Annotated in this window: 12 protein-coding genes and 1 pseudogene; 8 read left to right on the top strand and 5 right to left on the bottom strand. The window is 55.4% G+C overall.

Features of this window, described 5'->3' with window-relative positions; genetic code table 11:
* Window positions 1-22: 22 nt before the first annotated feature.
* A pseudogene (locus TR2A62_RS01345) lies at window positions 23-1133 on the bottom strand (alpha-hydroxy acid oxidase).
* A gap of 141 nt (window positions 1134-1274) precedes the next feature.
* On the opposite strand from TR2A62_RS01345, the gene TR2A62_RS01340 reads away from it, so the two are divergent.
* The 8 genes from TR2A62_RS01340 (at window position 1275) to TR2A62_RS01305 (ending at window position 9373) form a co-directional block, all read left to right on the top strand.
* Entirely contained in the window at window positions 1275-2180 is a 906-nt protein-coding gene (locus TR2A62_RS01340) for an ROK family protein (RefSeq protein ID WP_009160592.1), read from the top strand.
* Window positions 2173-3282 carry an N-acetylglucosamine-6-phosphate deacetylase gene (gene nagA, locus TR2A62_RS01335; protein WP_009157325.1) on the top strand — a complete coding sequence of 370 codons (1110 nt, stop codon included), beginning with the start codon at window positions 2173-2175 and terminating at the stop codon, window positions 3280-3282. Before TR2A62_RS01340 ends, nagA begins: the two co-directional genes overlap by 8 nt.
* 80 nt (window positions 3283-3362) lie before the next feature.
* A complete protein-coding gene (locus tag TR2A62_RS01330; protein ID WP_009158352.1) occupies window positions 3363-4031 on the top strand; it encodes a cupin domain-containing protein in 669 nt (222 codons plus the stop codon).
* Window positions 4028-5116 carry an NAD(P)/FAD-dependent oxidoreductase gene (locus TR2A62_RS01325; protein WP_009159374.1) on the top strand — a complete coding sequence of 363 codons (1089 nt, stop codon included), beginning with the start codon at window positions 4028-4030 and terminating at the stop codon, window positions 5114-5116. Before TR2A62_RS01330 ends, TR2A62_RS01325 begins: the two co-directional genes overlap by 4 nt.
* Window positions 5113-5694 carry a TetR/AcrR family transcriptional regulator gene (locus TR2A62_RS01320; protein WP_009160793.1) on the top strand — a complete coding sequence of 194 codons (582 nt, stop codon included), beginning with the start codon at window positions 5113-5115 and terminating at the stop codon, window positions 5692-5694. The genes TR2A62_RS01325 and TR2A62_RS01320 overlap by 4 nt, the downstream gene beginning before the upstream one ends.
* Before the next feature lie 504 nt (window positions 5695-6198).
* Window positions 6199-7197, top strand: a complete 999-nt coding sequence (locus TR2A62_RS01315; RefSeq protein WP_009158740.1) for an ABC transporter substrate-binding protein — start codon at window positions 6199-6201, stop codon at window positions 7195-7197.
* 110 nt (window positions 7198-7307) lie between these two features.
* Entirely contained in the window at window positions 7308-8114 is an 807-nt protein-coding gene (locus tag TR2A62_RS01310; RefSeq protein ID WP_009160382.1) for a taurine ABC transporter ATP-binding protein, read from the top strand.
* Entirely contained in the window at window positions 8111-9373 is a 1263-nt protein-coding gene (locus TR2A62_RS01305; RefSeq protein ID WP_009157684.1) for an ABC transporter permease, read from the top strand. The genes TR2A62_RS01310 and TR2A62_RS01305 overlap by 4 nt, the downstream gene beginning before the upstream one ends.
* A 133-nt stretch (window positions 9374-9506) precedes the next feature.
* Here the strand turns inward: TR2A62_RS01305 and TR2A62_RS01300 are convergent, their stop codons facing one another.
* The 4 genes from TR2A62_RS01300 to TR2A62_RS01285 all read right to left on the bottom strand — a co-directional run bounded on the left by TR2A62_RS01300 (window position 9507) and on the right by TR2A62_RS01285 (window position 13253).
* Entirely contained in the window at window positions 9507-10349 is an 843-nt protein-coding gene (locus TR2A62_RS01300) for an AraC family transcriptional regulator (RefSeq protein WP_190275688.1), read from the bottom strand.
* Window positions 10261-11145, bottom strand: coding sequence for a LysR family transcriptional regulator (locus TR2A62_RS01295; protein ID WP_009157675.1), 885 nt, complete (start codon window positions 11143-11145; stop codon window positions 10261-10263). Before TR2A62_RS01295 ends, TR2A62_RS01300 begins: the two co-directional genes overlap by 89 nt.
* A 110-nt stretch (window positions 11146-11255) precedes the next feature.
* The gene (locus TR2A62_RS01290) at window positions 11256-12311 is read right to left on the bottom strand and encodes an iron ABC transporter permease (protein WP_009158433.1); all 1056 of its coding nucleotides are present in this window, start codon (window positions 12309-12311) and stop codon (window positions 11256-11258) included.
* Between the two features lie 6 nt (window positions 12312-12317).
* Window positions 12318-13253, bottom strand: a complete 936-nt coding sequence (locus tag TR2A62_RS01285) for an ABC transporter substrate-binding protein (RefSeq protein ID WP_009158969.1) — start codon at window positions 13251-13253, stop codon at window positions 12318-12320.
* Window positions 13254-13264 lie beyond the last annotated feature (11 nt).

Below are 13264 nucleotides of genomic sequence, written 5' to 3'. Positions count from 1 at the left end.
GGAAAACCGTTAGTTCAGACAGTTAGTCCGACGAGAGCGAAGCAGCCAACGGTCCCTGGGCCAAGGATGTCGCACCAATTTGCGCAAGCGTGATGCTCGTTTCATCACGCAGTACGCTCCACAGTTGGCTCAGCCCCTCTTCGCCGCCAGCGGTAATCGCGAATTGTAGGTTGCGCCCAAGGAACGCAAAGTTAGCCCCCTGCGCGTAGGCCTTAACCACGTCTTCGCCACCTAGCAGCCCACTATCAAAAAACAGCGGGTAGTCTGGGCCGACGGCTGCCCTGACCGCGCTCAATGCGTGAATAGGTGCTGGTGCGCTTTCAAGCTGGCGGGCGCCGTGGCTTGAGACTTGGACCGCATCAACACCCGCATCCCGCAGTGCGACGGCATCGTCAGGATCCAACACACCCTTTACGACCAGATTGCCTGGCCACATATCTCGCAGACGGCGCAAAGTGTCCCAATCCGCCCTCGTGCGGCTTTCGGTACGGTCAAATTCATAGCCGTCCCGCTGAAAATTCGCCATCTCAGGACGGCCTTTGAACAAAGTCGACAAAGACCACACAGGGTGCGCCGCGAAATCCAGAAACTGTTTTGGGCCAATGCGAAACGGCATTGTAAATCCGTGCCGCAACTCGCGAGGGCGTCGCCCAACCTCCGCCACATCGACCGTCAGGACGATCGTTTTATATCCGGCCGCCTTAGCCCGTTCGACAAGCTTGAACGTGCCGACCCCATCACCGCTAAAGTAGAGCTGGAACCATGCGTGACCTTCGGCCTCTTCTATCAGCGACTCCATTGCCGTCGAGGCGACCGTTGAAACACCAAGCGGCACCTGTTCGCGCGCAGCGAGCCGAGCCAGCATCAAATCCGCACCCGGCGCCGACAGATTGCACATACCCATCGGGCTGATCCCAAACGGTGCCTTTGTCGAGGTGCCAAAGACATTTGCCCCTAGATCACGCTGGCTGACATCACGTAGAATGCGGGGCGCAGGTCATTGCGTCAAAGGCGGCCCTATTACGCGCAGCCCCTGTTTCGCGGCCAGCGGCACCGTCGATATAGTCGAAAACCATCCACGGCAGTTTACGCTTGGCAATCCTGCGGGCGTCGTCGCTAGAATGTAGTTTCATATCAGGATCCTATCGGTCAGCCCTGCCTTGGGAACTAGGCCGCGACGAACCAAAAGACCAGTGTATTCGCTTTGGACAGTTTGCAGCGCCTTGGATATACATCCCGTGCAGCAGTGGCCCCCGACGCCGCAAGGAGAACGTATGATCGCGGCAGGATTAGACATTGGCGGAACCAAGATCGAGTGTCAGGTGTTTGATGCCGCTTGGACGCCAATCGCCCGCCAGCGCTGCGCGACACCTGATACGTACCCCGAACTCGTCTCCGCCATAGCAGATCAAATCGCATGGGCGGACGCGCAATCGGGAACACCATTGCCGGTTGGGATTGGCGCGGCTGGTGTGTTCCACCCGCAGACAGACCTGATCATTGCCGCCAATCTTGCCGCAAACAACATGCCTATGCCCCGCGATATTCATGCGGCAATCGGGCGGCCGATTTCCTATCTAAATGATGCCGATGCATTCACCATGTCGGAAGCCGTATTTGGTGCTGGCTGTGCGCACCGCACAGTTGCGGCCGTCATCCTAGGCACAGGATTGGGTGGCGGTGTTTGCATTGATAAGCGCCTCGCGGGCGGCCCTTCTGGGTTGGCTGGAGAGTTCGGACATATCGCGGCACCGGCGCACGTAATCGCAAACTATGACCTGCCTATCCTGCCCTGTGGATGCGGGCGCGATGGATGTTTTGAAAGCTATCTCTCTGGCCCCGGCCTACAGAAAATTGCCCAAATCATCGCCGGTCTAGATCTGACACCTACTAACATCGCCCAACGACGCACGGGCGATATGCACAGAGTTTGGACCGCATGGTGCGCAATCGCCGCCGAGCTTATCCAGACACTGACACTAACCATCGATCCCGATGTGATTGTCTTGGGCGGTGGGCTAAGCCAGATCGACGGCTTGGCAAACGAACTCATGCATGCGGCACAGACAATCCAAATAGGGACGTTCCCGCATCCCCCTGTTGTATGTGCCGAAGGTGGCGACGCCAGTGGCGCACGAGGTGCGGCCTATGCCGCATGGCAGGCACAAACCAATGAATGACAGGATTTTTAAACCGAACGCCTTGTTCGACGGGCTGCACTTGCAACGTGATGCTGGGTTCCGCATCTCGAATGGTAGGATTGCCGAAATTGTCGACGCAACACCACAGGCGCGCCAACTTGCTGGATGCGTTTCGCCCGGATTTGTAGACCTCCAAGTCAACGGGGGTGGTGGCGTCATGGTCAATACGACCCCCACACCAGATGGATTTCTCACGATTGCAGCCGCACATCGCAAACATGGCACAACGGCGATTCTACCAACGGTGATTACCGATCACCCTGACGTGCTAGACCGCGCCGTCCAAGCCGCGATCGCGTGCATTGGACAAGACGGGCTGCTGGGATTGCACATCGAAGGGCCCCACATTGCACAGGCACGGCGCGGCACTCACGCCTCAGAATTCATTCGTCCAATGGATGAAAGAACCTTGGACTGCGTCCGCGCGCTTCGTGCACATGATGTGCCGGTGATGATTACGGTTGCCCCAGAGGCTGCGACGACAGCTGATATCAGTGACCTGACCAATCTCGGCGCGATCGTATCTCTCGGCCATACAGATGCAACCGCTGGTGAAATTGACGCCGCGCTGAGTGCAGGTGCGCGATGTGGCACCCACCTATTTAACGCAATGTCGCAGATGCAAGGGCGCGCGCCGGGTGCGGTCGGTGCCTTGTTAGCTTCAGACGCTCATTTCGGGATGATTTGTGACGGACATCATGTCGACGACCGCATGATCAAACTGGCGCTAAACGCAGTTGCGGGCCAAAACCGCGCCTTTGCCGTGTCAGACGCAATGGCGACAGTCGGTGGGCCGGATCACTTTGTCCTCTATGGGCAAACCATAACACAGGCTGACGGCCGGCTCGTAAACTCGGCCGGAAATTTGGCAGGCGCGCACCTGACCCTGCATGAGGCCGTCAAACGTTTGGTGGATAGTGTTGGTGTTTCTCTTGGCACGGCCTTGCGGATGGCGACCTCTACCCCAGCGGCCGTCATTGCGAAGCCTGCTCTTAGGCAATTGGTTGGCCAACGCATCGAGAACGTAATCGTGTTGTCTGAAGACCTCGCAACCACCACCCCATTGATGACAATTCTTTAAACGCAAGCCGTCACAGATTTGTTATTTGATAAATCCCTACCTACTGGTAGGTAAAGGCAAACAAGACATAAGAGAGCGAAATGGACCTCAACACAGATTTTGACAGCCGCATTGTCGTGCATTCAGAACAAACCGACTGGATCGCCTCACCTATGCCTGGGGTCGACAGGCGGATGCTCGACCGCATCGGTGGTGAAGTCGCCCGCGCCACAACCATCGTCCGCTATGCACCTAACAGTGCATTTTCTGCGCACACGCACACTGGCGGTGAGGAATTCATCGTTCTTGATGGAGTGTTCCAAGACGAACACGGCGATTACCCTGCCGGAACATACGTACGCAATCCTCCGACGACGTCGCACACCCCCCGCTCTGACGAAGGCTGTACAATTTTTGTAAAGCTCTGGCAGTTCGACATGGAGGATCGCACCCAGTTCCGAAAGACGATGGCCGATCTTGTAGGCAGCTCTGTTGATGGTATTGCCAGCGCCGAGCTGCACCGTGATGACCGCGAAAACGTGAGCTATTGCGCATTGGATGTGGGTGCCGCGTTCAGCAATTCGGACACCGGCGGGACAGAGATTCTGGTATTGAGCGGATCCGTGGTTGAGAGCAACGAAACATTGGGACGCGGAGCATGGCTTCGCCTGCCAAACGGTGCGCCGCTTGAGGTCCAAGCCGGACCAGAGGGCGCAACCCTTTGGCTCAAAACCGGGCATCTCCCGTTTGCCAAAGCCCCCGCCCCATGAACAATCACCGCCTCGCGGACCAAACTGGAACCGTCATCATAGGTGGCGGCCTTTCAGGACTAGCGCTTGCTGATATCCTCGCGACCGCAGGCGAAGACTTTGTCGTGCTTGAAGCGCGTGACCGGTTTGGCGGCCGCATTCTGACACAGCAATTTGGTGCTGGTGGTTTCGACATGGGGCCTGCGTGGTTTTGGGACGGTCAACCTCGGATCGCCCGGATGATCGAACGGTTTGGTCTGTCTGTGTTCGAGCAATTCTACGACGGAACACTGACATTTGAGGATCAGGCCAGACAGGTTCACCGCGAGCGTGGCTTTGCGTCGATGCGTGGATCATACCGCTTGGACAACGGGCTCGCTGCGCTGATCCACGCCTTGGTCGCAGCACTGCCCCCTGAGCGGTTGCATTTGCAGTCCCAAGTGACTGCGGTGTCTCGCGAAAACGAAAGGTGCCGCGTCACGCTTGCATCAGGGGATAGTATTGTCGCCGATCACGTTGTTTTCGCCCTGCCTCCTAGGCTTGCAGCCACACTGACATTCACGCCGCCCTTGCCCATTGCGGCGACCAACGCAATGAGCAACATCGCAACTTGGATGGCAGGTCAGGCAAAAGCACTGGCCGTTTACGACACGCCGTTTTGGCGAGAGGCTGGATTCTCTGGCGATGCCCACAGCCGAGTTGGCCCAATGGTCGAAGTCCACGACGCGTCTCCTGCCGATCACGGGCCCTACGCATTGTTCGGCTTCATTGGCGTTCCGCCCCAAGGACGAAAAGACGAGGCGCTGTTACGCGAGCATCTGAAACGGCAATTTGAGCGACTGTTTGGCCCCAAGGCTGCCGATCCGAACGAGCTCTTTGTCAAAGATTGGGCGTTTGACCCTCACACTTCGACGCAAGCAGATCTCGAACCGCTTTTTGCGCACCCAACCTATGGATTGCCTGACGCGATGCAAAATCTGTGGGCTGGTGCGCTACATTTCTCGGGAACCGAGGTCGCCCCCCAGTTCGGTGGATACATCGAAGGCGCATTAGAGGCTGCAGAAAATACAGCCGCCACGCTCTTGTCCGAAAAGGTAGACTCATGAGTCCTGATACCAAAACAGCATTGTTGCAAGCCGCAGAACGTGTTGCACGGGCACGAGGGTTTGATGGGTTCAGTTATGCCGATCTGGCGCAAGAGGTCGGCATTCGCAAAGCCAGTGTCCATCATCACTTTCCGACCAAAGAGACCCTGTCAGTCGCTTTGCTTCAGCAGTATTGCGCGCATTTCAAAAAGCTCCGAAATGACATCGATCAAAGCCACGAAACGGGTGCCGGACGATTGAGGGCATTGGTTGATGTCTATCATGATGCGCTTCAAGACGGGGCAAGCATGTGTTTGTGTGTCGCGTTTTCAGCGAGCCGAGATAGCCTGTCGGGCGCTGCATTGACCGAGATTTGTGCGTTCCGGACAGACCTCAGACAGTGGCTGCGCGACGTGTTCCAAGCGGGACAACATGATAACAGCATCGCGGGCGTCAGCGATCCCAGATCAGAAGCTGCAGCAACCCTTGCTTTGCTCGAAGGTGGACAGCTGGCCGCCAGAGCCCAACGAGACCCCTCACTGTTTACAGCGTCTGTCGAACACATGTTAGCCCGCCTGAAGCACAACCAGACGCATTGAGTGGCCCAAGCGCTGATCTGCTTCAAAACAAAAATCAAACGATGGATCGTCATTCTGAATTTCTGCGATTCCAGCGTTGGCACCCTCTGCATGAACCGTGCCGCACCTTGTCTGCTTGTGATGACGGTTTCCTATGCGATCTAAAACATTGAGCGAAAATATTCCGCACTGTGCAGGCTTTTGCCAACGGCCTTTATAGGGCCAGAATGGGTCAGTTCTAAGGCCAGTTTAGATGTTGATTTTGACCAACCCGCCCAATTTTTGCGAGTTTCTCTAATGAATCTCCGCATTTTGGGACCACTTGGGCACAATTCAGAGGCTATTCCTATCATGTGTCACGCAAACTCAATCAAGGCAACTTGTTGCGCATGACTGCCTGATGTGCCTAGAAATTGTGTGACGGGATGAATGTCTCAACCTTAGTCACGCACTTCGAAATGCGGGTTTTACAAAATTGAAACTGTCCGGTGCCCGTACGCCAAAGGATAGTTCAGGGAGAACAAGATGAAAAAAGCAATTTTGGGTACGGTCCTCGGCGCTGTCGCTGCTCTGTCCGGCACAACGGTTATGGCCGGTGGCCATGGTGAAATCACTGTTGGCTATTTCCTCGAGTGGCCAATGCCGTTCTTGGCAGCAAAAGCCTCTGGTGCATATGACGAAGCGCTCGGCGTAAAAGTGAACTGGGTCTCGTTCGACACAGGTACTGCAATGTCCGCAGCTATGGCATCTGGCGACGTTCAGCTGTCCGTATCTCAGGGTGTTCCACCTTTCGTTGTTGCTGCATCAGGCGGTCAGGACATCCAGATCGTTGACGTTGCTGTGTCCTACTCGGACAACGACAACTGCGTTGTAAACTCGGGCCTCGAGATCGACGCTGCATCGGCGGCTGAGCTGGCGGGCAAAAAAGTTGCCGTACCACTGGGTACAGCTGCTCACTACGGCTTCTTGCGCCAGATGGACCACTTCGGTGTTGCTCTGGGCTCGTTGACTGTTGTTGACATGGCACCTGCTGAAGGCGCTGCTGCACTAAGCCAAGGCGACGTTGACTTCGCTTGTGGTTGGGGCGGCGCCCTGAACACAATGAAAGAGAGCGGCAACGTTCTGTTGACTGGTGCAGAAAAAGAAGCACTGGGCATCCTAGTGTTTGACGTCACAACAGCACCTGCTGACTACATTGCAGAGAACGGCGAAACAGTCGCTAAGTTCCTTGCTGTAACTGCTGAAGCAAACGCTTCTTGGGCTGCTGACGGTTCCGATGAGATGCTGGCAGTGATCGCTAAGGAGTCTGGTATGGACGTTGAAGCGACTGCAGCTTCGCTGTCGACATTCAAGTTCCCAACAGTTGAAGAGCAGCTGTCTGACGCTTGGTTGGGCGGAAACGCTGCGGCCTTCATGAAAGGCGTTGCAGACGTATTCGTCGAGTCCGGCTCGATCGATAGCTCGCTCGACAGCTACGAAGGCACTGTAAACCTCGGTCCACTTCAGTCCGCGGCAAGCATGTAAACCAAACGCAAAGGCCCGGCGCGTTCTGCGTCGGGCCTTTCGCTACTATTGAATAATTTTTGCGCTGCGCCCGGGACATAACCTGCGAGCTGCGTGCAATAGGGGACAAAATGACCGGTTTATCCATAGACAATCTATCAATGCGCTTTGAGCTCCCAAATGGTGGAGCTGTCCAAGCGCTTGAGAACGTTTCGCTGGACCTGAAAGAAGGCGAGCTGCTCAGCGTGCTCGGACCTTCGGGTTGCGGCAAGACAACATTGCTAAATATTGTGGCCGGCTTTCTGGCCCCCACCGGCGGTAAACTTATGCTGAACGGCAAACAGATCACCGGCCCCGATGCCGAACGTGGGATGGTGTTCCAACAGGGCGCTTTGTTCGAATGGATGTCCGTCCGTGACAACGTGAGCTTTGGCCCTCGCATGGCTGGCAAACCTGCCTCGGATTATAATTCCGAAGTTGATAACTTGCTCGATATCGTCGGCCTTCAGGACTTTAAGGAAAAGATGGTCTACGAACTGTCTGGCGGCATGCAGCAACGTGTGGCTTTGGCCCGCTGCCTCGCCAACGAGCCCGACGTCATCTTGATGGACGAGCCACTCGGTGCGTTGGACGCGTTGACTCGTGAAAAGATGCAGTCTCTTGTGCTAAAGCTATGGAAAGAGACCGGCAAGACGATCATCTTGATCACCCACTCGGTCGAAGAAGCATTGCTGCTGGGCGAGCGTCTGATTGTTATGGCGCCCCGTCCCGGTCGTATCCACACCGAATATCAATTGCCGTTCGCCGAACTTGGCGTCGGAGCAGACCTACGTGAGGTCAAGAAGCACCCCGAATTCAATCCGCGTCGCGAAGAGATCCTATCGATGATCTGGGACATGGAAGAAGAAATTATGGGCCGTACGGAGACAGGATCATGATCCCTCTTATTCTATATATCCTGATTTTCGCAACTGCGTTTTTCGTAGTCACCCGCATCCAAGGTGCCAGCGCGTCCGACTATACGTCGCTCAAGACAGTGACGTTTGGTGATGAAAGTGCAGTACGCCCTAACCGTGCTGCTGGTGTCATCTCTGTCCTGACATTGTTCCTGCTTTGGGGCATGTTCACAGGCTCCGCTCTGATCCCGCGTTTTCTACACGCTCCGGCCCCGTTTGAAGGACAGACGTCCTTTACATACTCAGCCGAAGCAAACGGTGAGCGCGACGATGCGACGGTGACGTTCATCGTGCACCCCCGTGCCGAGGATCCAGATCCTGTAGAAGTCGAACCCGGTGACGGTTTTGCTAAAAACGATACCGCGACCGTTGCACAATGGCGCTCGGCTCTCGTGCGTGTTGATAGCAACGATGACATTACCAAATCGGACGGTGCGGTCGTTGTCGCCATCAATGGCGAACCAATCAAACGCGGTGGTACTGTCGAAGTAGACGGCGGTGAAGTCACCTTGTCGGACAAGGGAACACCAAACTTTGTCCCATCCAAAGGGTGGCAGATGCAGCCTCTGTATCTTCCTTCGCCTGAAACAGTTTGGAGCCGGACGCTCAAAATTGCCAAAGAAGGTTTCCGTGACTTTAGCCTTTGGGAGCACCTCGGTTACTCGCTATTCCGCGTGGTCGTCGGCTTCTTCTTCGGTGCGTTGATCGGTATCCCACTAGGCTATGCCATGGGCCTGAGCAATTGGTTCCGCGGTTGGTTCGATCCAATCGTTGAATTCATGCGCCCTGTGCCGCCGCTTGCGTTGATCCCACTGGTCATCATCTGGTTCGGTATCGGAGAAAGCGGTAAGATCATTCTTCTGTTCCTTGCCGCACTCTGGATCATGGCGATTGCAGCCCGTTCAGGTGTCTCTGGTGTGAACATCAGTAAGGTACACGCGGCCTATTCATTGGGTGCCAGCAAATGGCAACTGATGCGTCACGTGATCATCCCGAACTCACTGCCCGAGATCTTTACCGGTGCACGCGTTGCGATGGGTGTTTGTTGGGGTACGGTTGTTGCCGCAGAACTCGTCGCTGCATCGCAAGGTGCAGGTATGATGATCATGACCGCGGCCAAGTTCCAGAACACTGACATTGTGATCATGGGCATCATCTTGATTGGTGTGATCGGCTTTGGCATCGACATGTTGATGCGCTACGCCGAACGCCTTTTGGTTCCTTGGAAGGGCAAGGCGTAAGCGCCTCACCCTACATCAAACTTTTGAAACAGGCCCCCTCTTGGGGCCTGTTTTCGTTTGGGGGCACCTTATTAGCTGAAGATTGCCTTGTGGCCTGTCACAACGGGCAGAACCCGTCGATCCACGCGGGCCTCTAATCGGTCTGTCCGCCTTCTAGACTTGGTGGCAAGCCGAATTTCTTGCTGTAGTCGCGGCTGAAGTGTGTCGGACTTTCATAGCCGACCGCATAGGCGGTATCGGTCACTGAACGGCCATCCTGAACGAGCAATGTGCGTGCCGCGATCAGGCAAAAGTCCTTTTGATACTGCAGCGGCGTCGTGCTCGTGAAAGCCTTGAAATGCGTATGAAAGGATGACGTGCTCATCCCTGCCCAATCTGCGAGTTCCGCCATGCTAATCGAGGTCCGGAATTCGTTTCGCAGCATTTGGATTGCCTTCGCGATACGGTTCGCATGGCTGTCAGCCGTCATCATGCGACGCAGCATGCCACCAATAGGTGAGAGCAAAAGACGATAGTGAATTTCGCGCAAGATCGACGGCCCAAGCACCTGAGTGTCCATCGTATTTCCGGTCAATTCCGCATATCTCGTCAGCGGCCCAAGCCATTTAGGATCAGCCTGCCAAACCGACAATGTCTGTGGGCTTGCCTCGGGCAGGTCTGCATCCGCGACCTGGTTACAGAGACTACGCACCACCCCAAGATCGAGAGCGAGGATCAAAGCGATGTATGGCTCGCCCACGCTCGCCTTGGTAATCCGCGACACAACCGGCAGGTCATGGCTGACCAATAACGCATCGCCGGCGGTCAGAACCGCAATCTCGTCACCAATGGACGTGGTCTTGCTGCCTTGTAGGATTAGGCAAACGAGTGGTTCGTAAATTGTGGCCTCAATCTCGCTCTTGCTGGATCGAGAATACAGCGTCAGATTTGGCGGGGTGGCAAAATCTGCATTTAAATCTGACTTTGCCCATGCCAAAATTCGGTGCCGCAACTTGGCGCACCCGCAAGATCCCTGCCCTAATGTCGTCAGCCACGACAAACTCGGGCAAAAGAGTGATGCCGAGGTCGCGTCGAACAAAGGCTTTGAGGGCCGCGATAGATTCAGTTTCCATCACTGCGCGCGCGCGAAATCCATAGGACGCTTCCATTTCGGCAATCACGGCCCCGACACCATATCCTCGGCTCAGAAACGCACAGGGAAGTTTGGCAAAATCCGCGACATTCATCGCGCCGTCCGCATAAAACTTGCCACCACTACGGCAAATCACAACGAGTTGGCGTTCCGTTTGGGCAATGACGTTCAGCCGTGGGTCGGGTGCCATATCAAAGGCCAGTCCGACATGAGCCAAATCCTCGGCCACCGCATCTTTTACTTGCTCGGTCGAACCAACATTTAGAGAAAACGTAATCTCGGGATGATCTCGGGAAAACGCCGCCAACACCGATTGCGAAAAATCACCGACAAACCCTTCGCCCAAAGCAACCGAGATTGTCCCACGCTCCATGTTCGCGTGAGCATCCAGTTGTGATCGCAACGTTTCCATTTCGCCACTTTGCCTTTGGACGTATTTCAACAGCAGCGCACCCGCCTCTGTCGGCATAACGCCTTTGCGGCCCCGCTCGATCAACGCCGTCGCCAGATGCTTTTCCAATGACGATATGTTCCGGCTAACGGTCGATGGTTCCAGCCCAAGCTGATCTGCCGCTGCGCGGATTGTGCCGGTCACAAGGGCGGTTCTAAAGCTCAAGATGTGTTTTGGTTCGAGCTGCATGGCGTTACCTCTCGCGCAACAGATCGTAACCTATGTTGCAACTGACGCAAGGAGCCAGGGGTTTCTTGTGGACAAAGAACAATGTTCAGCGCGAAAACAGAACGCGCCGATCATTCCACCCTGTGTCGCAGAAGCCAAACAAAGAACACGCCGCCGGCCAGCCCTGTCACGATACCGATCGGCATGTCGTCCGGCGCCATAACTGTTCTGGCAATAATATCCGCCCACACAAGGAACACAGCGCCGCAGATAGCAGCGATAGGCAAAAGACGACGATAGTCGCCACCCATCATCAGACGCACAATATGGGGGATCATAAGGCCAACGAAACCGATGATGCCAGAAAAGGCGACCATGACACCTGTGATCAATGCACCGATCACAAAGACCGTCAGCCGGAACCGCGCGACAGGTATGCCCAGCGTTGTGGCCGTTTCATCGCCAACCGTCATGGCATTGAGCGATCCAGATTTGAGCCACAGATATATGCCGCAGCCAAACAGTGTGACACCCGGGTAGAGCAGCTGGTCCCATTGCGCCAGGCCCAACCCACCTAACATCCAGAACACCACAGTATGTGCGGCCTTAGGATCACCGAGAAAAATCAGGACATTCGCGGCGGACATAACGATGAAGGAAACCGCGACACCGGCCAGAACCAATCTGTCAGCACTAGTGGCTGATGCAAATTGCGACACGGCTAGAACGATCATTGTGGCCCCAAGCGCGCCAAGAAATGCCAACAACGGGACAGTCAAGAGACCGATAAATAATCCCGTATGCAGCAATGCCAAAATTGCGCCAAATGCCCCGCCGGACGAGATGCCCAGCAGATGCGGATCGGCCAATGGATTGCGTGTCACGGCCTGAAGGCTTGCCCCAACAATCGCCAAGCCCGCACCAACAAAACACGCAAGGATCGCCCTCGGAAAACGGATATCCCAGACAATGGCTTCGCGACCTTTAGACCAGTCTACTGGCACAGTGTCTGGCGCGATCTTGTTGATTAGGATGCCCCAAACGGTCTCAAGCGGGATCGAGATTGCCCCGACACTGACAGCAATCGACAAGGATGCCACAAGGGCAAGAGCACCTAAGATGCCCGTGACCCAAACTCTGCCAAAGAGCTTGGGGTGTCCTTTATTCGATGGTGCTGTCGGTGTCATTTTCAATCACTCAGCACGAAAGGCCGCGGCAAGAGTTTTGACCGCTTGAATGTTGCGTGGCCCGGGGGTGGCTTCGACATACTCGAGCACAACAAACCGATCATTGCGCACAGCATCGATATCTGCAAACGCCGAGTTTGACATCATAAACTCGCGCTTTTGGACTGCTGTGACTTCACCGTAGTTCACGATCATGATGACTTCGGGGTTCCGTTCAACAACGGCCTCCCACCCGACTGTCGCCCAGCTTTTCTCAAAGTCGTTCATGATGTTGGTGCCACCTGCAGCTTCGATCAGCGCGTTTGGCATGGCATAGCGACCTGCAGTGAATGGAACGTCTTCGCCACTGTCATAGACAAACACCCGAGGAGCCGCATCAAGAGCAGGCTGTTCAGACAAGAACGTCGCCAGATCTGTTTGATAGCCTTCGATCAAGTCCTCGGCGCGGTCGGACACCTCGAAGATGGCACCGAGATTGCGAATGTCGTTGTACATGTCATCCATCGAGGCGGCTTCTTTTTCGCCAATGTGGATGCAGCTTTCCGTGAGTTCGTACACTTGGATACCAAAGGGGTCCAAAGTCTCGGGCGTGACTTCCCCCCCAACTTTCATGCCGTAGTTCCAACCCGCAAAGAAAAAGTCGGCGTCTGCACCAATCAAGACCTCTTTGGAAGGGTATTGTGATGACAGTTCGGGTAGCTCGGCCACCCCTTCGGCCATTTCTGCGTCCAACTTGTTCCAGCCGGAAATACCTGTGTAGCCCACCATCTTGTCAGCGAGGCCCAGAACCAGCATCATTTCAGTTAGGTTCACATCGTTCGAAATCGCCGCTTGCGGCGGGCCGTCAAAGCTTACTTCGCGATCACAGCTCTGGACTGTCGTTTCAGCCGCGACAGTGCCCGCAATCAACATGCCCGAAAGAGTTGTCAGTGTGAGTTTCATGTTCGAGTTCC

This window comes from Thalassobium sp. R2A62 (genome assembly GCF_000161835.1).
GTDB lineage: Bacteria > Pseudomonadota > Alphaproteobacteria > Rhodobacterales > Rhodobacteraceae > Thalassobium.
This window is presented reverse-complemented; position numbering and strand designations above follow the sequence as displayed.

What these genes read in the sequence shown, in the direction of transcription:
- TR2A62_RS01340 (WP_009160592.1), top strand. Translation starts at nt 1,275, where the DNA reads ATGATCGCGGCAGGATTAGACATTGGCGGAACCAAGATCGAGTGTCAG.
- nagA (WP_009157325.1), top strand. Translation starts at nt 2,173, where the DNA reads ATGAATGACAGGATTTTTAAACCGAACGCCTTGTTCGACGGGCTGCAC.
- TR2A62_RS01330 (WP_009158352.1), top strand. Translation starts at nt 3,363, where the DNA reads ATGGACCTCAACACAGATTTTGACAGCCGCATTGTCGTGCATTCAGAA.
- TR2A62_RS01325 (WP_009159374.1), top strand. Translation starts at nt 4,028, where the DNA reads ATGAACAATCACCGCCTCGCGGACCAAACTGGAACCGTCATCATAGGT.
- TR2A62_RS01320 (WP_009160793.1), top strand. Translation starts at nt 5,113, where the DNA reads ATGAGTCCTGATACCAAAACAGCATTGTTGCAAGCCGCAGAACGTGTT.
- TR2A62_RS01315 (WP_009158740.1), top strand. Translation starts at nt 6,199, where the DNA reads ATGAAAAAAGCAATTTTGGGTACGGTCCTCGGCGCTGTCGCTGCTCTG.
- TR2A62_RS01310 (WP_009160382.1), top strand. Translation starts at nt 7,308, where the DNA reads ATGACCGGTTTATCCATAGACAATCTATCAATGCGCTTTGAGCTCCCA.
- TR2A62_RS01305 (WP_009157684.1), top strand. Translation starts at nt 8,111, where the DNA reads ATGATCCCTCTTATTCTATATATCCTGATTTTCGCAACTGCGTTTTTC.
- TR2A62_RS01295 (WP_009157675.1), bottom strand. Translation starts at nt 11,145, where the DNA reads ATGCAGCTCGAACCAAAACACATCTTGAGCTTTAGAACCGCCCTTGTG.
- TR2A62_RS01290 (WP_009158433.1), bottom strand. Translation starts at nt 12,311, where the DNA reads ATGACACCGACAGCACCATCGAATAAAGGACACCCCAAGCTCTTTGGC.
- TR2A62_RS01285 (WP_009158969.1), bottom strand. Translation starts at nt 13,253, where the DNA reads ATGAAACTCACACTGACAACTCTTTCGGGCATGTTGATTGCGGGCACT.